We start from the raw sequence: 24,530 nt of genomic DNA, 5'->3' as shown, positions 1-24,530 counted from the left end.
TAGGACGAACGGAGTGATCAAATGCGAATGATGGGCTTGATGGCCTTGTGCCTCACGGCGCTGGTGGCCTGCAAAGGAGATGAAACGGTGAGTTTGGGCAGTACAAAGTGTGATCCGGATGCCTTTGCCTTTCTGATCGGGCAAGACAAAAGCGCACTTGAGGGGGTGACAACCCCGGAAGTGGTGCGTGTTCTGGGCGAAAATTCCGCTGCGACCATGGATTTCGTTCAGGAGCGTCTGAACGTGGTTCATGACGAGAGTGGCAAGATCGTCAAGATCACCTGCGGCTAAACGCGGCAAACATTAATTTTTCTTGGCGCGGTAGTTCTTGTGGCAGGCACGGCAGGTGCCGCCCACCGCACCAAGCGTGTCTGCCAGCGCTGCGCGGTCTTTGAAATCGAGCGCTTTCGCAGTGGTTTGCAGTTTGTCGGCCTGCGCGCTGAAATCATCCCAGTTTGCCCAGATCGCGGGCAAGGCTTCGGATTTCGGATCGCTGGCCTGTGGTTCAAAGAGCGCGGTGATTTTGCTGGAATGCAACACAAGGGTGTCACGTGCCATGCGGGCTTTGGCCTGATGGAGGGGCGTTTCATTTTTGGCCATGCTGACCAGTGTTTTGAACGCGCCGCTGATCTGTTCCATGCCCTGCATCCGCGCCATGACCTGCGGATCTTTTACTCCGTTGTGCGCGTAGGCCATGCCTGCGGTGAGGGTCACGAGAGTCAGAGCAAATATGCGACGCATGGCGAAATCCTTAGATGTGGCTGCGCTCAGTTAAAGTCGAAGCGCTGGGCAAGACAAGGTTAAGCCGCCTGCCTATCAGGGAGGTCACAGTGATTTGAATGTGCTGGGGTATGAAGGCTTTTGGGAAAGTGCCCCCCGACGACGCAGACTGGGTGGGGGCAATTAAGCCGCGTCGTCGGGAGTAGCGTGTTTAGTCGCTATGTCCATACATTCGCATTTGGCTTGGGCGAAAAGAGGAAGGCGGCGTGGCCTTTTGCAGGAGAAGTTGCGGCACAACTGTGGCGACGGGACGGTAGGGCGTGCAGGGCTTGATTTTGCCTCCAAAGAGCGCAAGTCTAAACGCATGAATGCCCAGCCTCCTACCGCCTTGCACCCGTCTCTTAAACCGCCGCAGCAGGTTGCGTTTCACCGCACCGAATTGATGCTCATTCTGGGCCTATATGGCCGTATGGTCGCCGCCGGAGAGTGGCGCGACTATGGGATTTCTTCACTCAAGGAAGTGGCGGTGTTTTCTGTTTTCAGGCGCACCGCAGAAAACCCGCTGTATCGGATCGAAAAGCGTCCGAAACTGCGCAACAAGCAGGGGCTTTACGCGGTGATTGGGATGGACGGTCGGGTGCTCAAGCGTGGCCATGACCTCAAGACCGTGCTGCGTGTGCTGGAGCGCAAATTGATCCGCGCTGTGGATTGACGCAGGCAACGCGCCCCGGTTTCTCATTCTTGAAATATCCCGGGGTGGGCACATCGCAGATGTGTCAGGGGCAGCGCCCCTAACCTACTGTGGGGCGGGATGCGATGCCGTTTGCCATCACGCAGAGCAACTCAAACATGATGGAGACCCCAAGGAAGGCTGTGCCGCCTGTGCTGTCAAAAGGCGGGGACACCTCCACCAGATCGGCCCCAATGATGTTGAGCCCATCCAGCGCACGCACCACTTCCAGCGCCTGAAAGCTATTGGGGCCGCCCACTTCGGGCGTGCCGGTGCCGGGGGCGAACGTTGGATCGACAAAATCAATGTCATAGCTGACATAAGTGGGTGCGGTGCCGACAATTTCGCGGGCTTCTGCCATGACGTCAGCCAGACCACGCGCAAAGAATTCCTCGATGCGGATCACGCGGATGCCGACGCTTTTGGCAAAATCGGTGTCTTCATCGTCATAGGTGCTGCCGCGAATGCCGATTTGCACCACACGTTTGGGATCCAGCAGACCCTCTTCCACCGCGCGGCGAAACGGTGTGCCGTGGGTGTACATCGTGCCGCCAAAGTAGCTGTGATAAAGATCGGTGTGGCTGTCAAAATGCACCATGCCCAGTGGCGCGTCTTTGGCGAGCGCGCGGAGCACGGGCAGGCTGGTCAGGTGGTCGCCCCCTGCGGTGAGGGGGGTGATGCCTGCGGCCATGACCTGCTGATAAAAGGCGGTGATGCGCTCCATACTGTCGAGAATATCCGCCGGATTGGGGCCCACATCGCCAAGATCAGCGCAGTTGATGAGATCAAAGGGGCGCACGCCGGTGGCGCCGTTCTGGGCGCGGATCATGGTGGAGGCGTCGCGCAGCTGGCGGGGGCCGTGGCGCGGGCCGGGCCGGTTGGTGGTGCCGCTGTCCCAAGGCACGCCGATGAGACCGACATCCACGTCGCGCAGCCGGGCGTGGTCCAGATCCATGATTGGCAGGCGCATGAAAGAGGGCACCCCGGCAAAACGCGGCAGGTCCATGCCGGAGACGGGTTTGAAGAAGTCGTCGCTCATGCGGCATCTCCGTAGGTCGGGCGCTTGTGGGAGGTCACCGGTCCGTCGCCCTGTGCGGCAATACGGGTGATGGCCTCGGCAATCGGCTCATAAGCCACGGCCATGTGATGCGCGTTGGCGTGGATCAGTGTGTTTGCATCAGTGACCATGGCGACATGGCCTTTCCAGAACAACAGGTCGCCACGCTGATAGGGGCCTGTGGCGTCTTCAAAAGCGGCCTCTTGCAGGTCGCTGTCGCCGGGGCAGGACAGCCCCACCGCGTGCAGCGCGGCTTGCACGAGGCCCGAGCAATCCAGCCCAAAGCTTGAGTTGCCGCCCCAGAGGTATGGCGTGCCAATCAGGCGTTCGGCAACGGCGGTGGCGTCCGGTTCGATGGCATCAATGGCCATCAGGTGGCTGGCGGGCACATAGAGATCACGGGTGACTTGCCCCCCATCCCAAGCGATGCGTGACCAGCCATCCTCCTCAGAAAGCACCACGAGGCGGGTGCCAAAAGGCAGTGGCGTGACAAGCCCCATGGCTTTCAGCCCCGGCGTGGATTTTGCATAACTGCGGGCGGCGGAGATGCGGTGCGTCGGGGTTTGCTTTGGGTGGCTCAGCACATCGCCGATGTCGACCCAACCGACATAGCCGTCTTTGTCTGCATAGCCAAAGGCCATGCCCATCTCTTTGTGAATCACATGGAAGACCTCACCACGCAGCAGCTGCCGCTCGCGTGTGCCATCGGGCGCTGAGAGCAGATCAGTCACCACCATAGCCACACGGTAGGCAACGGGTGTGACATAGGTCTGGGCCTCGACACTGCCGCGCAGATGCTCGGCGGCGACTTTGCCGGTGCTGGGGGTGAGGCGTCTGTCCGTGGGGGCTGTCATCAGAGGTCTAACAATTGGGGCAGGGCTGCGAGAATGGCGCGCGCGCCCATGCCAACACCGCCTTTGGGGCGGGCCGGGGCCGCAGAGGGGTTCCAGCCGTAAATGTCAAAATGGGCATAACGTTGACCTGTTGCAAAGCGGCGCAAAAACAGCGCGGCGGTGATAGAGCCAGCAAAGCCGCCAGAAGGCGCGTTGTCGAGGTCTGCGATGCCCGGTTCGATCATTTTTTCGTAAGGTTCCCAGAAAGGCATGCGCCAGACCGGGTCTGAGACGGCGCTTGCGCTGTGGTCAAGCGCGGCGGCAAAGGCGGCGTCATCGGTGTAGTAGGGCGACAGATCCGGGCCAACCGCCACGCGGGCCGCGCCGGTGAGCGTGGCCATGGAGATCATCAGATCCGGGGTGTCCTCAGATCCAAGGGCGAGGGCGTCGGCCAGCACGAGGCGGCCTTCGGCGTCGGTGTTGTTGATCTCGACCGTCAGCCCTTTGCGCGAGGTCAGAATGTCGCCGGGGCGGAAGCTGTCGCCGGAAACCGCGTTTTCCACGGCGGGGATCAGCACGCGCAGCTGCAGCGGCAGGTTCAGGGCCATGATCATATGCGCCAGACCAAGCACGGTGGCTGCACCGCCCATATCCTTTTTCATCAGTCCCATGGAGCCGCCCGGCTTCAGGTTCAGCCCGCCGGTGTCAAAACAGACGCCTTTGCCCACCAGTGTGAGTTTGGGGCCGCTTTGGCCCCAGGACATGTCAATCAGGCGGGGCGCACGGTGGGGGGCGGCGGCACGGCCGACGGTGTGGATCATCGGGAAGTTATCGGCCAACAACGCGTCGCCTGTGGTCACAGTGCAGCGCGCGCCATGGGCTTGCGCGAGGCTTTTGGCGGCATCCTCTAACTCTTGAGGGCCCATGTCTGAGGCTGGCGTGTTGATCAGATCGCGGGTGAGGGCTTCGCCTGCGGCGATGGATTCGATTTTCTCAGCGTCCACGCCATCCGGGCAGATCAGCGCGGTTTTTGCGCCAGAGCGGTCTTTGTAACGGTCAAAGGCATAGGTGGCGAGCAGCCAGCCGAGGCATTCGGTTTCCAGATCTGATGCGGGCAAAGGGGCCGCAAGCGCATAGGTGCCTTCAGGCAAGGTTGCGGCCGCGGCAGCCAGCGCAAACCGGCCGCGCGCGCGCGTGGCTGCGGTGCCAAAACCCGCGATCGCCAAGAGTGGTTTGCCACTGGCATCGGGCACCAGCAGGCTTTTGCCAAGCGCGGGCGTAAAGCCCGTGGCGGCAACAAAGGCGCGGGTTGGGTCAGACTGGCGATCACACCATGCGTCAAATCCGTCGCTGTCGATGACATGCAGAGGAATGACATTGGAGCTGTCAGAAGAAGCAAATTTGAGAGACATCGCGCACCTTTCACACCGAATTGGAGATGTTTTGATGCCAACCTAGTGCAGTTTGCACATGAATTGAATCGCTTGTTCGCCGCGTTCCCTAAGGTCGGCGGCGCACAACGGTGCTATAGCGGCCGTAGCGTCTTTGACAGATGCGACTTGGTCAGATGTGCAGTGCACAGGCGGTGGGCGCGTTGCCCACACGCGGTGATCAGATGTAGCTGCGCTTCAGATCCCAGATTTCCCGCAGAGCGCATTCGCCGATGCGGATCAGACGGGCATAGGTCGCCGCCAGTGCGACTGAATCATGCCGTTCGCAGCAGGCAATCACATCCACAGCCACACGGGAGAGCGCTGTCATGCACAGACGGCCCGCGATGAGTTCCACCAAGGTCATCGTTTCGGCAAGTTCTGTGAGATCATCCGCATTGTAATGCCGCTCTGCCATGGCCAGATGATCTGTCAGCGATTTGATCAGAGACATAAACGTTTCTTCCACGTCGTTTTGATCCAGACGGATCAGCACACGTGTCAGTTCATCGTGATCAACGACAGCTTGCTCGGACATTTTGAGCGTCGCAATTTGGTTCATAGTTCACCCCAAGTTATTCCGTTACCCCCAACGGTTGGGACATAAAGACCACGCAAACCTTCTCAAAAAGTTTCTTGCGTCGTTCTTTTCCCTCGAATTACAGCTAAATTTCACCTATCCCTCCTAAAACGCGTGAGGAAACATATGGATCACATAAAGCCGCTCCCGTCCTATTTGGTGCAACGCTACCAGGGTTGGAAAGCCACAACATATGAAGAAAATCAGAGCTGGTATCGCCATCTGGGCACAGAGGGGCAGCATCCCCGTGCCATGATCATCAGCTGCTGCGACAGCCGTGTCCATGTGACATCGATCTTTGGCGCAGATCAGGGTGAATTCTTCATTCACCGCAATATCGCCAACCTCGTGCCGCCGTTTCAGCCGGATGGCAACCAGCACGGCACCAGTGCTGCGATTGAATATGCGGTGACCGCATTGAAAGTCGCGCATGTTGTGGTTCTCGGCCACAGTCAGTGCGGTGGTGTGCAGGGCTGCATTGATATGTGCAAAGGCCATGCGCCCGCGCTTGAGGCCAAAGACAGTTTTGTTGGTCGCTGGATGGACGTATTGCGCCCCGGCTATGAAGATGTGGCGGACATCAAGGACGCCACCGAGCAGGCACGTGCGCTGGAAAAACGCTCGGTTCTGGTGTCACTCGACAATCTGATGACCTTCCCCTTTGTCAAAGAACGCGTAGAGGCAGGTACGCTGACGCTGCACGGGCTTTGGCATAACATTGCGGAAGGTGGGCTTGAGGCCTACGAAAGCGCAAGCAAAGGGTTTGTGCAGGTCTGAGAGACCACTTTGATCTAAGCTGAAAGCCCGCAAGTCTTGCGGGCTTTTTGTTTGAGGGGCCTGCCCCTCCGCCGCCAAAACAGTCCACCGACAGATTTTTAGACGCGGCTCACTCCGGGAGATCTTTGGCAAGAGGAAGCGCGGCGAAAAAAAGCGGAAGGTGGGCGCCTAGACGAGCAGCGATTTCTGGGCAATGCCGTGCATTTTGAGCGCGATGAGACGGCGCTGGCGGGCCTTGGCGGTCAGCGGGCCTTCCTTAGGTCGGGCGCCAGACAGGCGCTGTGCGATGCGTGTGAACATATGGTGTTCCTCTGCTTGCCTGCCCCTGTGTATGCAATTTAATCTAAGTTTGAGGCAAAAATGGCGCCGAGTGTGGCGCCATTTTGGAAAATTGCGTGATGATTCAGTGGCGCCGGGTCAGCGCAGAATCATGTCTGTGGGCCATTTGAGTTCATGGGAAAGCGTCACAGTGAAGGTTTCCCCCGCAGCCAGTGGGCGCTCCCACATCAGGATGCCGCGGTCTCCGTCCACATCTTCAGCGGTCGGGGCTGGGGTCGCCTGCCATGTGATTTGCAGATCGGCCTGCTCGGAATAGGGGACGCGGCCAAAGAGGCGCAGATCCCATGTCTGACCGGTGAGATTTTCGGCGGTCAAAATGCGCTCTTCGGTCTGGTCATTCCGGGTGGTGATCACGCCGCTGTCGCCGGTGTTGCGCTGAACAAGAGTCTCGGTCAGGCGGAGGCCGTTGATCGGGCCAAAGGAGAGCTCTGTTGTGTCGCCTTGGGCCAGAAGGGGCATCTGGCTCGCGCCAATGAAGGTGCCATTGAGATAGAAGCTGCTGTTTTCGCTTGGCAGAATGATTTCTTCAGACGCGTTGGTGACATCGGCCATGAGGAAGGCGGTTTCGTCATACAGCGGGTTGGCGTGTGCGTAGACCGTGGGCGTGAGGGCCAGTGTGTCCAGCGCGATGCGCAGCGCATCGGCATCTGAGGTGAGATCAACAGGCGTGTTGTAGGTGTAGGTGGCGTTGATGCCATCACCGAAATCCACGGCGGCGGTGTCTGCCATGATCGCCATCTCCGCCATGGGGGCAGGAGCGCTTTTGAGGGCGCGGCTGTCGGTGGCGTAGGCCAGTTGCTCTTGTTGGGGCAGGATACGACGCAAATCTGGCCAGAGCTGTTGCGGCTGGGTCTGTGCGTCGGGTCGGCTGGTGGAAAGCGTCACGGCGACATCGCGCCAGTCTTCGCCGGTGTATTGGCCAATGAAGGCCCCACGCTTGAGGGTAAGCGTCGGCGTGTCCCCTGTGGCCAGGTGCAGATCGTAGACTGGTTCCCAACCGGCATCGTCGGTCAGATGGGTCAGGGTGAGCGCGCCTGTGGTGGCCTCCTGCGCGGTGATGGAGATCGAAAGCATGGCGTTTTCATTGAGCGAAGGCGTGAGGGCATCCACCAGTTTTTGGGCGTCTTGCAGGTCTTGCTGGCGGTCTTTCAATGTTTGCTCAAAACGTCGGGTGTCGCGCTCAATCGTGGCGATTTCTTTTTGGATCGCAAGGGTTTGCTCGTTGATCAAGGTGAGCGTGGCCAAAAGGGTTTCCGCTGAGGCGGCGGTTTCGGTTGGGGCTTTCAGCGTGGCGAGATAGGCAAGGCGGGCTTTGGCGGCTTTGGCGGTCAGCAGCGCGTCTGCTTTGCTGTCTTCGACTGCGCGCAGGGCGTCGCGGGCCACGTCACGGGCGGCTTTGGCGGCGGTCAGCGCGGGGCTGTCTGGCAGATCGAGTGGGAAGGTGCGGTTGTTGCGCACGGTGATGGCGCCAAGGGTTGCGCCCTCAAGGGCGACCCGCACAGAGGTTGGGTCTAGGCTTTCGGGCAGATTGGTGATGAGCAGCTCATGCGCGCCTTCGGGGGCGGTGAAGGGCACGGTTCGGGTGACGGTTGCACCTTCGGAATACAGGGTCGCCGCGGTGACAGGGGCATTGATTGGGATAATGTCCGCAGAGAGTGGTGAGGCGAAGGGCAGCAGGGTTGCGGCCAAAAGAGCGTGTTTCATCAAGCACCTATGTGTTGCGTTCAAGAGGAGAGCAACACGGGGCGGGCGCAGTTGCAAGGCAGGCCTGCCTGTGGGCAGGCGCTTGGGCGGGGGATTGCCACAGGCACGGGCGCACTCTGTATTCCGACACAAAAAAGGCGCCCCAAGGGACGCCTTTCTAATACCTGTCAGCGCAGGGCTTAGCCCTTTTTGAGCACTTCGCGGCCCAGAGTTTCGGCGATCTGTACCGCGTTCAGCGCCGCGCCTTTGCGCAGGTTGTCAGACACGCACCACAGGTTCAGGCCGTTTTCGACGGTGCTGTCCTGGCGGATGCGCGAGATGAAGGTGGCGAAGTCGCCCACGCATTCTTTCGGGGTGACGTAGCCGCCGTCTTCGCGCTTGTCGATGACCATGATGCCGGGGCTTTGGCGTAGGATGTCGCGGGCTTCGTCTTCGTCCAGGAAATCCTCAAACTCGATGTTGATCGATTCAGAGTGGCCCACAAACACAGGCACGCGCACGCAGGTGGCGGTGACTTTGATGTTTGTGTCGACGATTTTCTTGGTCTCGGCAACCATCTTCCACTCTTCTTTGGTGGAGCCGTCTTCCATGAAGACGTCGATGTGCGGGATCACGTTGAAGGCGATTTCTTTGGTGTAGACCTTTGGCGGCACGTCAGAGGTTGGGTTGTAGACCGCTTTGGTCTGATCCCAGAGCTCGTCCATCGCGTCTTTGCCGGAGCCGGACACGGACTGGTAGGTCGACACCACGACACGTTTGATTTTTGCGCGGTCGTGCAGGGGCTTCAGCGCCACAACCATCTGCGCGGTGGAGCAGTTGGGGTTGGCGATGATGTTTTTCTTGGAATAGCCGTGAATCGCATCGGCATTACACTCAGGCACGATCAGCGGTACGTCCGGGTCGTAGCGGTAGAGCGAGCTGTTGTCGATCACGACACAGCCTGCAGCCGCAGCGATGGGCGCGAATTTCTTGGTGGCGTCAGAGCCGATCGCAAAAAGCGCCATGTCCCAGCCCGAGAAGTCGAACTGTTCAATGTCTTGAATTTTCAGTGTTTTGTCGGCGAAGGTGACCTCGGTACCCTGGCTACGGCGGCTGGCCAGAACGGCAAGCTCATCCACGGGGAACTGACGCTCCTCCAGAATGTTCAGCATTTCGCGACCCACGTTGCCCGTGGCGCCTGCGACGACGATGCGATAGCCCATCTTTGGTCTCCATTTCTAACGACGCGCCCTCTTAGCCCTGTTTTGCCCAAGAAAAAAGAGGGCGGACGACGGAAATTGCTTATGAGGGGTATTCTGCTTTGCGATGATGGCTCACAAGTGGGTGAATTTGTAGCATTGAAACCGCTCAGTCGAGGCGGTCTTCGGAGAAACAATAGATGAGCGCGCCGATGATGAGCACCGCGGCGAGGCCAGCAAAAATCATCTGATAGGCCAGCAATGGATTGTCGGGCGCAACGGCGCTGTGCAGCTTGCCTGAGCCAAATTGCATCACACCCACGCCGCCGATGCCAAAGAGGTTCATCAGAGTGACACCCCGCCCGGTCAGGTGTTCGGGAAAGAAGCTGCGCGAATGGGCGATCATCACAGGGAATGCCGCACCGGCGAAGCCGACGATGGACATGAGGACCACGGCGGTGAGGGCGCTTTGCTTGGCAAAGAGTGTCAGGGCGATCAGGGCTGCGGCAGAGACGGACGCACCCCCAATGATGATCCATTTGCGCGTGCCGAGCAGGCGATCCGCAGGGCCATAGACGAAGGTGCCAAGGATCATAGACAGCCCCATGGCCAGTGTTGCCTGTCCGACTTCACCAGTGGTGAGGGCAAAGACATCCGACAGATAAGGCCCGATCCAGAGACCGCGAATGCCGGCGGAGGGCATGTAGTTGAAAAACATCAGCGGGATCAGCAGCCAAACGGCGGGCAGTTTGAGCAGATCAAGTACAGAGCCGCGCGTGTCACTTTGCGCGGCGGGGGGATCTTGCACCATGCGCCATGCGGCGATTGCGAGCAGGCTGCTGACGGCGGCGAGCACCCAGAGCGTGGCGCGCCAGCCGATGGTTTCTGCGGCCCATGCGGTGGGGTAGGCGGCGATCAGGTTGCCCACGGAGCCGACACCCAGCGTCAGTGCCGCCAGAGTGGCAAAGCGCGCGGGCGGGTAGCTGCGGGCAAAGATGAAATAGCTGGCCATCAGCACCGGCGAACATCCAATGCCGATCAGCGCCATGGCGATTGAGATATGGATCGGGGCCGTGGCCACGGCAAAGAGCGCGGCCCCGCCACCGCCGCCCAGAAGCAGCAGAATAGCGGTGGTGCGGCGCGGCCCAAAGCGATCCAGCGCGGCGCCGACGGGGATTTGCATGCCCGCAAAGATCAGGAACCAGAGGCCTGAGGCAAAGGCCAGATCCGCTGCGGTGGCCCCGAGGTCGACCTCCAGTACCTGCGTCAGCACCGCCAGAAAGGCCCGGAAAAACTGGCTCAGCACATAGGCCAAGCACAGCAAGATCAGATCTGCGCGCATGAAAATTCCTCCCTCGGCGCAGACAGGACAGTATGTCTGTCTAAATGGCAAGAGGTCCGGTGCGATTTCACGCGATGCGCACGCGGGCGCACAAGGCTGTGACACTGCTGAAAAAAGATGAACTCTGCACGGTGGCAATGCGTAGATTGGAGCGTGCAAACCAACAGGGCTGGCGCATGAGCACGCAAAACATTCCCATTCCGCCTAGTGAGCCGCACCCAGGCCACGGGCCAGAGCGTTTTTACGAAGCGTTGCCGCGCTTTCAGGAGTTTGACCGGATGGCGGAGCCTTCGGGTTATGCGCCTTTGCCAGAGGACTGGGTGGTGGGCGCGGCTGATATTGTTGGCTCTACAGAAGAGATTGCGAAAGGACGCTACAAAGCCGTGAACCTTGTGGGGGCGGCGGTGATTTCGGCTCAGTTGAACGCGGCAAAGCGCGCCAAGCTGCCTTATGTGTTTGGCGGGGATGGCGCGCAGTTTGCCGTGTGGCCGGGCCAGCGTGCGGCGGCGGAGGCTGCTTTGGATGCGGTGCGGCACTGGGCGTGGCAGGAATATGGGCTGCGTTTGCGGGTGGCGATGGCCACGGTGGGCGAAATTCGCGCGGTGGGGCAGGATGTGCGCGTGGCGCGCTATGCCCCAGCAGAGGGCGTGGATTATGCGAGCTTTGCGGGCGGAGGTCTCACTTGGCTGGAAAGTGAAATGAAGGCGGGGCGTTTTGCTGTTGTGCAGAGAGATGCCTCTGATGTGCCGGATCTGAGCGGGCTCAGCTGTCAGTGGGCCAATATGGAGGCGGCGCGCGGCGCCATTTTGTCATTGGTGATGGAGCCGCAAGAGTGCACTTCTGAGGCCGACTTTGCGGAGGTGGCGCAGGCGGTGATTGCGGCGACACAGACAGAGACACGCGGGGCACATCCGGTGCCAGCAGACGGGCCCAAAGCGGTGTTCCCGCCGCCGGGCCTGGCGCTTGAGGCGCATATCCGCCCTGTTGGGCCATTGTGGTGGCGCAAGGCCAAGGCCACACTGGTCAGTGCGTTTTTATGGGGCCTGCTGCGCAGTGGGCGGCGGTTGGGGCAGTTTGACCCGGTGCTTTACACAGCGGATGTGGCGCGGAATGCTGATTATCAGAAGTTTGATGATGGGCTGAAGATGACGCTGGATTGCGACGCTGAGATGCGGGCGCAGATTGAGGCGATTTTGCAGAAGGCGCAGGCGCGCGGGCTGATCCACTATGGGATGCATGTGCAGGATGCGGCGATGATGACTTGTATTGTGCCCGCCCCGGTGGAGCGGACCCATATGCATTTTGTGGATGGGGCGGCTGGCGGCTATGCGCTGGCGATGCATGATCTGCGGATGCGGGCCGCCTGAAATTAGTTGTTGCGCAGGCGGCCCACGATACCTGTCGGGAAGAAGTAGACCGACAGAATGAACAGCACACCCAGCCAGAGCAGCCAGCGGTCTGCATTGAGCAGATCAGGCAGCAGGGGCAGGGTGGCGACGCTGTCTCCGGCAAGGGACAGCAGGTTTTGCAGATAGTTTTGAGCCAGCACAAACAGCGTGGCACCGATCACCGCGCCATACATGGTGCCCATGCCGCCAATCACCACCATCAGCAGAATGTCGATCATAATCTCCATAGACAGAGTGGTGTCTGGCCCGACGTAGCGCAGCCAGATCGCATAGAGCGCGCCCGCGCAGGCGGCGATGGCGGCAGAGAGGCAGGTGGCTGCGACGCGGTAATGTACCACGCGGTAGCCGATCGCCTCGGCGCGAAAATCATTCTCGCGGATGGATTGCAGCACGCGGCCAAAGGGCGAATTCACAATGCGCAGCATGAGCAGGAAGAGGATCAGGCAGGCGCCAAAGATCAGGTAGTATTTGAGCAATTTGCCATTGGCTTTGACGCCGAAGATCTCGCCGTCTGCGAATTTGAAGGCGGGGCCAAGGGCGCGGGGGATCTTGAAGGAGAGCCCATCTTCGCCGCCGGTGAGGCCGGAGAGCTGGCTGACCAGAACCGCCACGGCAGAGGCCACGGCCAATGTGATCATGGCAAAGAAGATGGCGCGGACACGCAGGGAAAACAGCCCGATGACCAGTGCCAGCGTGGCGGCGACGGCCGCGCCCCCGAGCGTGCCGATCAGCAGGCTGTCAAAGCCGCGCCCCAGATGGGTGGAGGCCAGCGCGACGCCATAGGCCCCCAGCCCAAAGAACATGGTGTGGGCAAAGCTGACAATGCCGCCATAGCCCAGCAGCAGATCATAGGATGCCACCAGCACAATGAAGATACAGATGCGCGCCGCCGTATCCACAGAGCGCACGCCCGGAAACAGGAAAGGGGCCAGCGCGAGGCAGATCAGGATCACCACCAGCAGGGCAGAGAGGATGGGGGCGCGGGGCATGTCGCCAGACAGCAGGGTTTTCAGCATCACTATTTCGCCTTTACCACGGGGATCATGCCCATCGGGCGCCACATGAGGATCGCCACCATCAGGGCGATGTTGGAGATCAGCGCGGCTTTGGGTTCGAGAAAGGCCACGTAATTCTGCAAAAGCCCGACCATGAGTGCGCCGATGAAGCAGCCCTCGACCGAGCCAAGCCCGCCGATGATGACGACGATGAACACCAGGATCATGGTCTGGTTGCCCATATGGGCGGTTACCACTTCCTGATAGAGGCCCCAGAGCACGCCGCCCAAACCTGCGAGGGCAGATCCCGCGACAAAGACGCCGATGAACACGAGGCGCAGGTTGTAGCCAAGGGCCATGACCATCTCGCCGTTTTCCACACCGGCGCGCACGATCAGGCCGATTTTGGTGCGCCGCAGGGTCCAGCGCATGGCGAGGAACACCACGATGCCGATGCCCACAGCCACCAGACGGTATTTTTCAAGTGCGGCCCCGGCAAAGGTGATTGCGCCTTTCAGGCTTTCGGGGCGGGTGATGTAAATCTCTTCCGGGCCCCAGAGCACGATGATCAGCTGTTCCACCACGATCAGACCGCCCATGGTGACAAGGATCTGTTTGAGGTGGTGGCCGTAGACCGGTTTCACGATCACACGCTCAAAGGCCCAGCCCATCAGCCCGGTGGCGGCCATTGCGCCAACAATGGCCACCATCAGCGCGGTGAGATTGAGGGTCAGACTGGAGGCGCCGCTCATATGTTCGAGCAGCAGCAGGAAGGACACGCCGACAAAGGCCCCGACCGAGACAAAGGCGCCATGGCCGAAGTTGATCACATCCATCAGGCCAAAGACCAATGTGAGGCCGGAGGCCATGATAAAGATCATCATGCCCATGGCGAGGCCGGAAAGCGTGAGTGTCAGCCAGCTTGAGGTGGCAGGAATGGCCAAATGACCGATCGCCATGATCGCGGCAAGAAGTAGAACCGGCGCATATGGTCCAAGCCGTTGCCCCACAGACAAGCGGGCCATGGTGGGGGCGTGCTCTGGTGCGGCACTCATGCTGCGGCCTCCTGTTTTGATCTGGCGAGTTTTGCCAAGGGCTGTTTTTTCGCAATGCGCATCAGTGGGCCTCCATGCTGAGGCCCATCAGACGCTCCTGCAGAGCGGTGTCCTCGGTCAGTTCGGACATGCGCCCGGACCAGATCATGCGCCCGTCATCCATCACATTGGCGCTGTCTCCCAACGCTTTGGCGACGGCGAAGTTCTGTTCAACCAGCAGGATGGAGGCGCCTTGGGCCTTCAGCTCTTTGATGGCGCGGGCCATGGTGGTGATGATGGCGGGCGCGAGCCCTTTGGTGGGTTCGTCAATCAGATAGAGCGTACGCTCTTCAATCATGGCGCGGGCGATGGACAGCATCTGTTTCTGCCCGCCGGAAAGTGTGCCTGCGTCTTTCTTCCAGAAGGTTTCAAGCGCTGGGAACACCGTGAAGAGCCATTGCAGCCGGGTCTGGTCTATCGGGCCTGACACGGCGGCGAGGATCATGTTTTCTTCCACGGTGAGGTCGGCAAAGATGCCCATGTCCTCGGGCACAAAGCCGATCCCTGCGCGGGCGATCTGAGGCGTGGGCAAGCCTGTGATATCGGTGCCGTCCAGCAGCACGCGGCCCTGATGGGCGCGCCAGTGGCCAATGATGGTGCGCAATGTGGTGGTTTTGCCCACGCCATTGCGGCCCAGAAGCATGGTGACTTCGCCGCGCGGCACGGTGAGGTCGACCCCTTGCAGGATGTGATACTGCGCGATGTTGGTGAACACGCCTTCCAATTTGAGAATGGGGTCAGACATGGGCCAGCGCCTCTTCCAGATCGCGGCCCATATAGGCCTCTTGCACCACATCAGAGGCCATGACCGTTGCCGGATCGCCATCGGCTGCCAAGGCACCGTTGTGCAGAACGATAATGCGATCCGCGAGCGTGCGGATCACATCCATCTTGTGTTCCACCAGCAGAATGGCGCGGTCCTTGCGGGTTTTCAGCGCGGCGATGAGATCAAGCACGACGGGAGCTTCATCGACGCTCATGCCCGCTGTGGGCTCGTCAAACATGTAGACCAAAGGATCCAGCGCGATCAGCAGGGCGACCTCCAGCTTGCGCTGATCGCCATGTGACAGCTCTGACACCACTTGATCAGCCTGATCCGTCATGCGCACGCGGGCCAGAATCTCCTGCGCGGGGGCGGTGAGGTCGGCATGGCGATCCGCCATGGACAACAGGTTGAAGCCCCGCCCCGCCTTGGACTGGATCACCAGCCGGATGTTTTCCAGCACCGAGAGATTTGGAAAGAGGTTGGTGAGCTGAAAGGCACGGCCAATTCCCAGATGAGTGCGCTGGGCGACGGACATGCGGGTGATGTCACGGCCATTGAGGCGCACGCGGCCTTCTGAGGCGGGGATCTGGCCGGAGATCAGGTTGAAATAGGTGGTTTTGCCCGCGCCGTTAGGACCGACAATTGCGGTCAGTTCACCGGGGACAAAACGGCAGGAGATGTGATCCACCGCAACGTGGCCGCCAAAGCGCACGGTCAGATCGGCGGTTTCCAAGAGGGGATGGGACATGTTTCAAGTCGCGTATGTAAAAGGTGCCCCCAGCCCGAAGGCCGGGAGCCACGGGGATTTTAAACCGTCAGATCAGTTGCGCACCGGGATGGGCAGCTCGTCGATGGCGATTTCGCGCACCAGTTCGGGGATGGCCCATTCCACACTGTCATCCACTCGGATTTTGAAGTGATACATTGGCTGGAGCGCCTGATGATCCTCGGCGCGGAACATCATTTTGCCCTTGGGAGTCATCCACTCCATGCCTTCCATGGCCGCAATCAGATCTTCGGTGTCAGTGCCGCCTGCCTTTTTGATCGCTTCAACAGCGGCGATCCCGGCGGTCATGCCGCCCGCGGTGAAGAAATCTGGAGGCGTGCCAAAGCGCTCCTCATGGGTTTTCACGAGCCAGTCGTTGACCTCATTTTGCGGGATGTCGTGGTAGTAGTAGGTCGCGCCCTCAAGCCCCGGAAACTCCTTGTAGGCTTTCATGGCGGCCAGAATGTTGCCACCGGTGGCAATTTCCACGCCAAAGCGGGAGGGATCCATGGCTTGAATCTTACCCATGGGATTGCCGCCGCCCGCCCAGATGATGAACAGGCGTTTGTTGCCCTCCAGATCTTTCATCGCGGTGAAGATCCGCTCTGCGGCGGCGGTGAAATCGGTGGTGTCGGTGGGCACGTATTCTTCGTGGACAATCGCCTGCCCCTGACCCTCAAGCGCTTCGCGGAAGGCGGCGATGCCGTCGCGGCCGAAGGCGTAGTCCTGCGCCAGCGTGGCGATTTGCACGTCTTCGCCCGCCAGTGCAATGGCATTGGCAATGGCGTCTTGCGAGCTGTTGCGCCCGGTGCGGAAGATATAGCGGTTCCAGTTGGCGCCGGTGATGCTGTCGGCGACGGCCGGCTCGACAATCAGGAGCTTTTCATACTCTTCGGCGACAGGCAGCATGGCGAGGGCCACACCTGAGCTGACCGGACCAATGGCGAGATCGACCTCGTCATCACCATAAGCCTCTTCCAGCAGGGCTTTGCCATTGTCGGGCTTGAGTTGGGTGTCTTTCTCGATCACGACGATTTTCTCACCGTCGATTTCCATCGTGCCACCTGTGGCATATTCCAGTCCGAGCATCAGGCCGTCATGGCTTTGCTTGGCGTAGGCCTCAAACGGGCCGGTTTTGCCATAGACGTGGGCGATCTTGATGTCAGCCTGCGCGGTGGTTGCCATTAGCACAGCCGAAACTGCGCTCGAAATGAGCCACTTGTTCATGCGTTTTCCTCCCTAACGTCACCTGCAAGGCCCCGCTGACGCGATTGGCTGAGGTGATTGGCGTCATGGTAGGTTGTGGGTTTGAAAAGGGTCAATTCGGGGAAATTACGTAGGTGTGCTGCGCGTGCGGTACGCCCGATTTGGTGCTGTGGTTTCACAGCTGTTGCAGCGCCGCTGCAGATGGGCCGCACCATGACAATTCAGGCTAAAAAAATTGCCTTTCAAGCCGTTCCGGTGCATGAATGTTACATGACAGGCAATACTCAAATTCTCAGTACTTCTCAGTCTCTTCCCATGGTGCTTTTGCGTGCGAGAGAGAAAGTTATGAAACCGGCACGCAAAATGCTGGTGGATGTAGGGGTGACCGAACAGCAATGGCGCGTGGTGCGTGTTTTGGTGGAAGACGGGCCGATGGATCCGACCTCTATTGCGGAGCGGGCGGTTCTGTTGCTTCCCAGTTTGACGCGTATTTTGCACAAGCTGGAAGAGAAGGGTTACATCACCCGAGAGCGGGACGAAAAAGATGGTCGGAGGCAGGTCATCAAAGCGACAGATCTGGGGTTCAAGTTGATCGACGACAACATCCCAAGCGCACGTCAATATGCCCAGCAATTAAAGGATCATATGGGTGGGGCACGCTATGATCAGCTGCTGGATCTGCTCAACCAATTGAACGAGATAGATCTGTAATTCTCAATCAGGCTGGTGAGAGGGCATCTGGATGTGCTGCTGCAAAGGCGGGCAGCGCATCACAGGCAGCTTGTACGGCAGCCGTGCGGGGAAAATCAGACACGTCGACCCCCCAACGCGTGGCATTGTAAAGCTGTGGGATCAGACAGATGTCGGCGAGCGACACGCGGTCGCCACAGGCATAGGGTGTTTGGTCAAAGGCGGCGAGCTGTGCCTCAAAGGCGGTTAGGCCAGCGCGGATGAAATGCTGCATCCAAGCTGTGCTGGCCTGCGCAGGATTGTCCATGTCTTGGGTGGCGAAACGCACCACGGACAGATTGCACACCGGATGCACATCAACCGCCAGCGTTTGTGCGAGGGCGCGTACCTTGGCAGCTTGGGCGGGATCCTGAGGCACCAGCTGCATGTCTCTGGTGGCGTTGAGGTATTCCAGGATCGCCAGCGATTGCGTGAAGGTCTGATCGTCGATGGTGAGCGCGGGCACCAGCCCTTGTGCGTGACGTGCGAGGTGGTCTGGTGCCTTATGCGCCCCTTTGAGCAGATCGACGGTGACGCGCTCAAAAGGGATGTCTGCGAGATGTAGCGCAATACGCACACGGTAGCTGGCGGAGGACCGCCAGTAATCATAAAGCACGGTGCTCATGCGGTGGCGTGCGCGGCTTTGGCGGTGGCGATGGCGGTGTTGAGTGCCGCGCTGCCCCCTATGTGATTGGCCAGAACAAAGATCAGCCGCGCATTGAGCGCATCACTTTCAGCGCGGGTGAGCCCGGTGTGGGCCTGTGTCAGCGCAGCAAAGAAAGCATCGGCGTCTTCAAAATTGGGGGTGAGGGTCAGTTTCTCTGAGAGGGTTTTCGACAGGGGGTCTGACATGGATCACTCCTTTCCTGTGGCGCGGCGCAGGGCGGCGCGGAAGTGGCGGTCATCATAGCTGTCGCGGCGCGCCGCGATGTATTGATCGGGGCGGATCAGGTAGACCCCTGCGGGGCAGTCGCCGAGGTATTGCCGCTTGAGCGTCAGGCTCGGGTCATCGCGCACCGAAAGCGCCAGGCGCTCTGCGCGGACGCCGCACTCTTCGAAGGCGTCGGGGGCCTCTGCATCAATTGTGAGCAAGATGAAGCGGTTGCCAAGCTTGTCGAGCAGGTGGCCCTCGCTCAGAGGGGCATCCGGGCAGGGGCTGCCGGGACAGGTGAGCGCGGGGCCGGCGAGGGCATCAGCGCTGATCAGGGGGCTGTTGCGGTAGGTGCAGGGGGTGGACAAGCGGCCAGAATTCACCAGCGGGCGCGCAAATTCCTGATCTGCCGCAAGATCAAGCACTGCGTCGCGCAGCAGGCGGCTCATGTCTGACTTTGGTGTGATGAATTCCGTGGCGCGGGTGGAATTGAGAATATTCTCATCCGCCGCTTCGGCGCGTTCTGTATGGTAGCTCTCCATCAGGCTGTTGGGAGCCTTGCCGGTCAGGATCAAATGCAGCTTCCATGAGAGATTGTCAGCATCCTGCAGGCCGGAGTTGGCCCCGCGTGCGCCGAAAGGCGAAACCTGATGGGCCGCATCCCCGGCAAAAATGGTGCGGCCGTGTACGAAACGCTCCATCCGACAGCATTGGAAGCTGTAGATCGACACCCACTCAAGTTTGAATTCCACATGCTCCCCCAGCATGGCCTTGAGGCGGGGGATCACATTTTCGGGGCGTTTTTCACGCTCTTTGTCGATGTCAGGGCCCAGCTGCAGATCAATCCGCCAGACGTTCTCGGGCTGTTTGTGCAGTAGGGCGGATTGGCCCGGGTTGAAAGGGGGATCAAACCAGAACCAGCGCTCGGTCGGGAAGTTGGCCTGCATCACCACATCAGCAATGAGGAAATTGTCCTCAAACACTTCACCGTCAAATGCGATGCCCAGCATGCGGCGGGTGGGGGATCTGGCTCCGTCACAGGCGATCAGCCAGTCGGCCTCCAGCGTGTAGCTGCCCTCGGGGGTGTCGACCTCGATGGTGACGTGATCATAGTGCTGGCCAATGGCCTCCACCTTGTTGCAGCCGCGTATTTCGATGGGCGCGCCCTCGGCCTGCATGGCGCGGATCTTTTCCACGAGCAGCCGTTCAAAGGTGTATTGCTGCAGGTTGATGAAGGCAGGGCGTTTGTGACCGGGGGTGTCGGTGAGGTTGAAATCATAGATCGCGCGGTCGCGAGAAAAGACTTTGCCCCTGGACCAGCCGATGCCGTGATCAACCATTTGCTGACCACAGCCCAGACGATCGAGAATTTCCAGCGGGCGTTTGGCAAAGCAAATCGCGCGGGAGCCGGTCACCACGCGGTCATTGTCATCAAGCACCACCACGGGGACACCCAGCTGGGCGAGATCGATGGCGGTGGTGAGCCCCACAGGGCCTGCGCCGATGATCAGAACCGGGTGGCGCACTGGCACAGCGGCGTCCTGATCGGGGCTGCGGTGGTAGGCGTAGAGGGGACTTTCAAAGATTTTGGTCATAGTGCTCCTCCTTAATTTGCGCGCCTTCCGTGCAGAAGGCTGCCAAATCCTGTCAGCCCTCGCCATGATTTCGGTCAATTGGACGGCAATCACCTTTTGCGCTCTAGGTTTGCAGGGCCTCCCACATCTCCAGATCGCGCTGGGCGGTCCAGATGCGTGGGGTGTCAATGCCGCGGGCTTCGTCATAGGCGCGGGCGACGTTGAACGGGAGGCAGTGCTCATAGATCGCATAGTCGGCAAATTTTGGGTCACAGGCGGCGCGCACGGCCTCCCATGCTTCTTTTAACGAGCCGCCGCGTGCGGCCACTTGCGCTGCCGGGCGGTAGGTGCTTTGCACAAAGTCGCGGGTGCTTGCGATGGCGGCGTTGACCATGTCTTTGCCAATGAGCGCATCGCCGCGGCCCGGGGCGATGGCATCCAGATCAAAGGCTTTGATGGCGTCCAAAGTGGTGCCCCAGTCGCCAAAATGCCCGTCGCCGCAGTAACAGGCTGAGTGGTATTCCACGATATCGCCGGTGAACATGACGTTTTGGTCAGGCACATGCACGACGATGTCGCCCGCCGTATGGGCGCGGCCCAGATGCATGAGGTCAACACGCCGGTTGCCGAGGTAGACTGTCATCTTCTCGCGGAAGGTGGTGGTGGGGTAGGTTAGGCCGGGGATGCTCTCATGGCCTTCAAACAGGCGCGGGAAACGTTGAAATTCGCTGTCCCAGTCCTCCTGTCCGCGTTCCACCACCATGGCGCGGGCGGCATCGCTCATGATGATCTGATCGGCACCATAGGCAGAGGCCCCCAGCACGCGCACGGCGTGGTAATGGGTCAGCACCAGATGGGAGATCGGCTTGTCAGTGACCGCGCGCACGCAGTCGATCACCTTTTGCGCCAGACGGGGCGTGGCCTGCGCCTCGACAATCATCACGCTGTCATCGCCGATGATCACGCCAGAGTTGGGATCTCCTTCGGCGGTGAAGGCATAAAGCCCGTCGCCGACTTCGGTGAAGGAGATGGTTTTCTCTTCTGTGTCGCTCTGGGAGGCGAAGGCTTTGCTCATCAGGAGGGCTCCTTGAAGGTGTAGTCGAGTTGCACAATGCCTCCCGGTTTCTGGGTGATCTGGCTCAGGTCCAGATCGCGCTGCGCGCCGGGTGCAAAACACGGCAGGCCCGCGCCCAGAAGGGTGGGCATGACAAACAGGGTGATTGCGTCAAACAGGCCCGCATCAAGCGCGGCGCGTTGGGTTTCACCGCCGCCCATGACCCAGATGGTTTTGTGGCCGTTTGCCGCGATCGCAGCGCGCAGGGTGTCTATGTCACCTGCGGCGGTGACATGGTCTCCGGTAAAGCCGTGCTGCCGTGTGAGCACATAGCCTGCGCGCGCCTCATAAGGCCAGCCCCAGCCCATCACCTGCTGATAGGTGCTGCGCCCCATCAGAACGGCGTCAATGGGGGCAATGAAATCGCTATAGCCGCCATCCCCGCCATCTTCCGAGAGCGCGTTGTTAAAGGGGGTGAGCCAGTCAACGCCGCCATCCGGCGTTGCGATGAAGCCATCAAGGCTCATGGCGATATAGCCGAGATAGCGGGGGTGGCTCATGAGAGGTCTCCTGCAAAAGGATCATCCAATGCGGGCAGAACCGTGCCGGTGCAGGTGCCAAAGCCGATGGTGTAGCCCTCGCCCTGCGCGGCACCATGCAGCGTGAGCGTGTCGCCATCCTCGATAAAGGTACGGGTTTCACCTGTCTCAAGCGTAAAAGGCTCTTTGCCGCCCCAGCTGAGTTCCAGAAGGCTGCCGCGCTCAGGCTTTGAGGGGCCAGATATGGTGCCCGAACCCAGCAGATCGCCCACATTCATTGGGCAGCCGGAGGTGGTGTGATGCGCAAGCTGCTGGGCGGCGGAATAATACATCTGGTCATAGTTGGTGCGCGCAATGGTGCTGGGTGTCTGGCCGTCCGGTGCCATGCTGATGCTCAGGTCGATGTCATAGAGCATCGGTCCTGCGTCTTTGAGGTGGTCAAGCAGCTCAAAGTCACGCACGGGCGTGTCGGTGCGAAATGGTTCAAGCGCGGCTTTGGTGACGATCCACGGGGAAATCGAGGTGGCGGTGGCTTTGGCCTGAAACGGGCCAAGTGGTTGGTACTCCCAGGCCTGAATGTCGCGCGCGGACCAGTCGTTGAGCAGCACATAGCCAAAGATCATGTCGTCGGCTTCCTGCACGGTCACTGGCCGTTTGGAGGGGTGGCCGACAATGGCGCCCATCTCAAGCTCAATATCAAAGCGCCGGGAGGGCAGGAAGGCGGGGGTGTCATGCTCTGGCGATTTGAGCTGGCCCCAGGGGCGGCGGATGTCGGTGCCGGAGACCACAACCGAAGAGGCGCGCCCGTTGTAGCCAATTGGGATGTGCAGCCAATTGGGCGGCAGCGCGTTCTCAGGGCCCCGGAACATTGTGCCCACGTTTTGCGCGTGGTGCCTGCCTGCGTAGAAATCGGTGTATTCGGACACTTTGAAAGGCATGTGCAGCGTCGCGGCGGAGAGCGGCACGGAATAGAAGGTCAAAGCGTCTTGCGTGGCCTCATCCGCGTTCTCCGCGAGCAGCGTCTGAAGTGTGTCGCGATAGCGGGCCCAGACCTCGGCCCCAAGCTCCATAAAGTCGTTCCAGTAAGGCGCATCCAGCACATCCGCATCCGGGTCCGCGCGCAGGGTGCCTGCGGCCTCCAGCCCGGTGAGGTCGATGATCCGATCGCCAATGGCCGTGCCACAGCGCAGATCGCCGTCATCAACGGAAAATACCCCGTAAGGCAGATTGTTCAGCGGAAATGGGCCGTCCGGAGTGTTGGCGCTCTCCACCCATGATCTCAGCAAAGGCATTGCGGTTCCTTTTGTTTCAGCACGCCGGCTGGGGTTTCTCATTCACAAAATATCCCGGGGGTGGGCTTGCCTTTGGCAAGCGAGGGGGCTGGCCCCCTTACCCTGGTTTATTATTGGGGCCTCATTTCTTGCCGGGAGTGCCGTCAAACTTCTTCTCAATGTCGGACCAGCAATCGATGTAATCGTCCTGCAGCGGGGCCTCTTGTGCGGCAAAGGTGGTGAGGTGCTGCGGGAAGCGGGTCTCAAACATGAAGGACATGGTGTTGTCGAGTTTTTCGGCCTTCAGGTCGGCGTTGGATGCGCCTTCAAAGGCATTTTTGTCCGGGCCATGGGGGATCATCATATTGTGCAGGCTCATGCCGCCGGGAATGAAGCCTTTGGGTTTGGCGTCATATTGGCCGTAGATATTGCCCATCAGCTCAGACATGATGTTCTTGTGATACCAGGGCGGGCGGAAGGTGTCCTCGGCCACCATCCAACGCTCGCGGAAGAGCACAAAGTCGATGTTGGCCGTGCCCGGTACGCCGGAAGGGGCGGTGAGTACGGTGAAGATCGACGGATCGGGGTGATCAAACAGGATCGCGCCAACCGGGCAATAGGTGCGCAGGTCGTACTTCATCGGTGCGTAGTTGCCGTGCCAAGCGACCACATCCAGTGGGCTGTGGCCGATCTCTGTGCGGTGGAACTGGCCGCACCATTTGATGGTCACGGTGGAAGGCGCGTCGCGGTCTTCAAAGGCCGCGACCGGCGCTTTGAAGTCGCGGGGGTTGGCCATGCAGTTGGCGCCGATGGGGCCACGGCCGGGCAGCTCGAACTTCTGGCCGTAGTTTTCACAGACAAAGCCGCGCGCGGGGCCTTCGAGCACTTCCACGCGATAAAGCAGGCCACGGGGGAGGATTGCGATCTCTTTGGGTTCCAGATCAATGATGCCAAGTTCCGTGGAAAAGCGCAGTACGCCTTCTTGTGGGACCACCAGCAGTTCTGAATCCGCGGAGAAGAAATAGTCATCCTCCATTGAGGTGTTCACCAGATAGATGTGGCTGGCCATGCCGACTTGGGTGTTCACATCCCCGGCGGTGGTCATGGTGCGCATGCCTGTGATCCATGTCAGCGGCGCGTCGGTGTGAGGCACCGGATCCCAGCGGTATTGGCCGAGCGAGAGGACATCGGGGTCCACATTGGGTGCAGATTGCCAATAGGGCACATCAATCTTGGTGTAGCGGCGGCTGTGTTTCACAGATGGGCGGATGCGGTAGCACCATGTGCGCTCAACCGTTTCGGCGGTGAAGGCCGTGCCTGAGAGTTGCTCGCCGTAAAGGCCGTAGTTGCATTTCTGCGGGCTGTTCATGCCTTGCGGCAAGGCGCCGGGCAGGGCCTCGGTTTCAAAGTCGTTGCCAAAGCCCGGCATGTAGCCTTCGTGCGGGCCGGTCAGCGAGGGGGCTTTTTGCATGCGGGTCGGGACCGTGTGTTTGGTCATCTCAACGCTCCTGTGACAATATTTGTTGCAAAAGTAAAAGTTGGTTTTGTAACTAACAAGCCAAAGGA

The 24,530-nt window shown here is 60.1% G+C and carries 26 protein-coding genes; 5 read left to right on the top strand and 21 right to left on the bottom strand.

All coding sequences use genetic code 11. From position 1 onward, the window contains the following. The first annotated feature begins 21 nt into the window (after positions 1-21). Positions 22-291 carry an I78 family peptidase inhibitor gene (locus tag J7413_RS13715; protein WP_209099089.1) on the top strand — a complete coding sequence of 90 codons (270 nt, stop codon included), beginning with the start codon at positions 22-24 and terminating at the stop codon, positions 289-291. Between the two features lie 12 nt (positions 292-303). Here the strand turns inward: J7413_RS13715 and J7413_RS13710 are convergent, their stop codons facing one another. Next, positions 304-741 carry a cytochrome c gene (locus tag J7413_RS13710; RefSeq protein ID WP_209099088.1) on the bottom strand — a complete coding sequence of 146 codons (438 nt, stop codon included), beginning with the start codon at positions 739-741 and terminating at the stop codon, positions 304-306. A gap of 343 nt (positions 742-1,084) precedes the next feature. Between J7413_RS13710 and J7413_RS13705 the strand changes: the two genes are divergently transcribed. Continuing rightward, positions 1,085-1,432, top strand: a complete 348-nt coding sequence (locus J7413_RS13705; protein WP_209099166.1) for a DUF2794 domain-containing protein — start codon at positions 1,085-1,087, stop codon at positions 1,430-1,432. Between the two features lie 79 nt (positions 1,433-1,511). On the opposite strand, the gene speB is transcribed toward J7413_RS13705, so the two are convergent. The 4 genes from speB to J7413_RS13685 all read right to left on the bottom strand — a co-directional run bounded on the left by speB (position 1,512) and on the right by J7413_RS13685 (position 5,332). Then, positions 1,512-2,489: an agmatinase gene (gene speB, locus J7413_RS13700; RefSeq protein ID WP_209099086.1), complete on the bottom strand. Its 978-nt coding sequence runs from the start codon at positions 2,487-2,489 to the stop codon at positions 1,512-1,514. Beyond that, entirely contained in the window at positions 2,486-3,361 is an 876-nt protein-coding gene (locus J7413_RS13695) for an NlpC/P60 family protein (protein WP_209099084.1), read from the bottom strand. The genes speB and J7413_RS13695 overlap by 4 nt, the downstream gene beginning before the upstream one ends. Beyond that, the gene (locus J7413_RS13690) at positions 3,361-4,752 is read right to left on the bottom strand and encodes a leucyl aminopeptidase family protein (RefSeq protein ID WP_209099082.1); all 1,392 of its coding nucleotides are present in this window, start codon (positions 4,750-4,752) and stop codon (positions 3,361-3,363) included. Before J7413_RS13690 ends, J7413_RS13695 begins: the two co-directional genes overlap by 1 nt. 199 nt (positions 4,753-4,951) lie before the next feature. Next, a complete protein-coding gene (locus J7413_RS13685; protein WP_209099080.1) occupies positions 4,952-5,332 on the bottom strand; it encodes a hypothetical protein in 381 nt (126 codons plus the stop codon). 144 nt (positions 5,333-5,476) lie between these two features. Between J7413_RS13685 and J7413_RS13680 the strand changes: the two genes are divergently transcribed. Then, positions 5,477-6,127, top strand: coding sequence for a carbonic anhydrase (locus J7413_RS13680; protein ID WP_209099078.1), 651 nt, complete (start codon positions 5,477-5,479; stop codon positions 6,125-6,127). 168 nt (positions 6,128-6,295) lie between these two features. On the opposite strand, the gene J7413_RS20675 is transcribed toward J7413_RS13680, so the two are convergent. From J7413_RS20675 to J7413_RS13665, 4 genes are all read right to left on the bottom strand, one after another. Next, positions 6,296-6,427, bottom strand: coding sequence for a hypothetical protein (locus J7413_RS20675; RefSeq protein WP_280636579.1), 132 nt, complete (start codon positions 6,425-6,427; stop codon positions 6,296-6,298). Positions 6,428-6,544: 117 nt separating this feature from the next. Beyond that, the gene (locus J7413_RS13675; protein WP_209099075.1) at positions 6,545-8,170 is read right to left on the bottom strand and encodes a DUF4139 domain-containing protein; all 1,626 of its coding nucleotides are present in this window, start codon (positions 8,168-8,170) and stop codon (positions 6,545-6,547) included. A 179-nt stretch (positions 8,171-8,349) separates the two neighbouring features. Beyond that, a complete protein-coding gene (locus tag J7413_RS13670) occupies positions 8,350-9,372 on the bottom strand; it encodes an aspartate-semialdehyde dehydrogenase (protein WP_209099073.1) in 1,023 nt (340 codons plus the stop codon). Positions 9,373-9,517: 145 nt separating this feature from the next. Next, positions 9,518-10,690 (bottom strand): MFS transporter, encoded by a 1,173-nt coding sequence (locus J7413_RS13665; protein ID WP_209099071.1) that lies wholly within the window; start codon positions 10,688-10,690, stop codon positions 9,518-9,520. Positions 10,691-10,866: 176 nt separating this feature from the next. Between J7413_RS13665 and J7413_RS13660 the strand changes: the two genes are divergently transcribed. Further along, entirely contained in the window at positions 10,867-12,057 is a 1,191-nt protein-coding gene (locus tag J7413_RS13660; RefSeq protein ID WP_209099069.1) for a DUF3095 domain-containing protein, read from the top strand. Between the two features lie 2 nt (positions 12,058-12,059). On the opposite strand, the gene J7413_RS13655 is transcribed toward J7413_RS13660, so the two are convergent. From J7413_RS13655 to J7413_RS13635, 5 genes are all read right to left on the bottom strand, one after another. Continuing rightward, on the bottom strand, positions 12,060-13,115 hold the full coding sequence (locus J7413_RS13655; protein WP_209099067.1) for a branched-chain amino acid ABC transporter permease: 1,056 nt from the start codon (positions 13,113-13,115) through the stop codon (positions 12,060-12,062). A gap of 2 nt (positions 13,116-13,117) precedes the next feature. Continuing rightward, a complete protein-coding gene (locus J7413_RS13650; RefSeq protein ID WP_209099065.1) occupies positions 13,118-14,149 on the bottom strand; it encodes a branched-chain amino acid ABC transporter permease in 1,032 nt (343 codons plus the stop codon). A gap of 61 nt (positions 14,150-14,210) precedes the next feature. Beyond that, positions 14,211-14,933: an ABC transporter ATP-binding protein gene (locus tag J7413_RS13645; RefSeq protein ID WP_209099063.1), complete on the bottom strand. Its 723-nt coding sequence runs from the start codon at positions 14,931-14,933 to the stop codon at positions 14,211-14,213. After that, the gene (locus J7413_RS13640; protein WP_209099061.1) at positions 14,926-15,702 is read right to left on the bottom strand and encodes an ABC transporter ATP-binding protein; all 777 of its coding nucleotides are present in this window, start codon (positions 15,700-15,702) and stop codon (positions 14,926-14,928) included. The genes J7413_RS13645 and J7413_RS13640 overlap by 8 nt, the downstream gene beginning before the upstream one ends. 72 nt (positions 15,703-15,774) lie before the next feature. After that, positions 15,775-16,947 (bottom strand): substrate-binding domain-containing protein, encoded by a 1,173-nt coding sequence (locus J7413_RS13635; protein WP_209099059.1) that lies wholly within the window; start codon positions 16,945-16,947, stop codon positions 15,775-15,777. A gap of 192 nt (positions 16,948-17,139) precedes the next feature. Here J7413_RS13635 and hpaR point away from each other — a divergent pair, with 192 nt between their 5' ends. Further along, the gene (gene hpaR, locus J7413_RS13630) at positions 17,140-17,637 is read left to right on the top strand and encodes a homoprotocatechuate degradation operon regulator HpaR (protein WP_333781874.1); all 498 of its coding nucleotides are present in this window, start codon (positions 17,140-17,142) and stop codon (positions 17,635-17,637) included. A gap of 7 nt (positions 17,638-17,644) precedes the next feature. Here the strand turns inward: hpaR and maiA are convergent, their stop codons facing one another. The 7 genes from maiA to hmgA all read right to left on the bottom strand — a co-directional run bounded on the left by maiA (position 17,645) and on the right by hmgA (position 24,462). After that, a complete protein-coding gene (gene maiA / locus J7413_RS13625) occupies positions 17,645-18,280 on the bottom strand; it encodes a maleylacetoacetate isomerase (protein ID WP_209099057.1) in 636 nt (211 codons plus the stop codon). Continuing rightward, positions 18,277-18,507, bottom strand: a complete 231-nt coding sequence (locus J7413_RS13620; protein ID WP_209099055.1) for a DUF2783 domain-containing protein — start codon at positions 18,505-18,507, stop codon at positions 18,277-18,279. The genes maiA and J7413_RS13620 overlap by 4 nt, the downstream gene beginning before the upstream one ends. Before the next feature lie 3 nt (positions 18,508-18,510). Next, positions 18,511-20,121, bottom strand: coding sequence for an FAD-dependent oxidoreductase (locus tag J7413_RS13615; RefSeq protein ID WP_209099053.1), 1,611 nt, complete (start codon positions 20,119-20,121; stop codon positions 18,511-18,513). 103 nt (positions 20,122-20,224) lie between these two features. Next, positions 20,225-21,175, bottom strand: a complete 951-nt coding sequence (locus J7413_RS13610; RefSeq protein ID WP_209099051.1) for an MBL fold metallo-hydrolase — start codon at positions 21,173-21,175, stop codon at positions 20,225-20,227. Beyond that, the gene (locus J7413_RS13605) at positions 21,175-21,714 is read right to left on the bottom strand and encodes a dihydrofolate reductase family protein (protein WP_209099049.1); all 540 of its coding nucleotides are present in this window, start codon (positions 21,712-21,714) and stop codon (positions 21,175-21,177) included. The genes J7413_RS13610 and J7413_RS13605 overlap by 1 nt, the downstream gene beginning before the upstream one ends. After that, complete coding sequence (gene fahA, locus J7413_RS13600) at positions 21,711-22,985, bottom strand: fumarylacetoacetase (protein ID WP_209099047.1); 1,275 nt, start codon at positions 22,983-22,985, stop codon at positions 21,711-21,713. Before fahA ends, J7413_RS13605 begins: the two co-directional genes overlap by 4 nt. A 121-nt stretch (positions 22,986-23,106) precedes the next feature. Further along, positions 23,107-24,462: a homogentisate 1,2-dioxygenase gene (gene hmgA, locus J7413_RS13595; RefSeq protein ID WP_209099045.1), complete on the bottom strand. Its 1,356-nt coding sequence runs from the start codon at positions 24,460-24,462 to the stop codon at positions 23,107-23,109. Between the last annotated feature and the right edge of the window lie 68 nt (positions 24,463-24,530).

This window comes from Shimia sp. R10_1 (assembly GCF_017744095.1).
Classification (GTDB): Bacteria; Pseudomonadota; Alphaproteobacteria; order Rhodobacterales; family Rhodobacteraceae; genus Shimia.
This window is presented reverse-complemented; position numbering and strand designations above follow the sequence as displayed.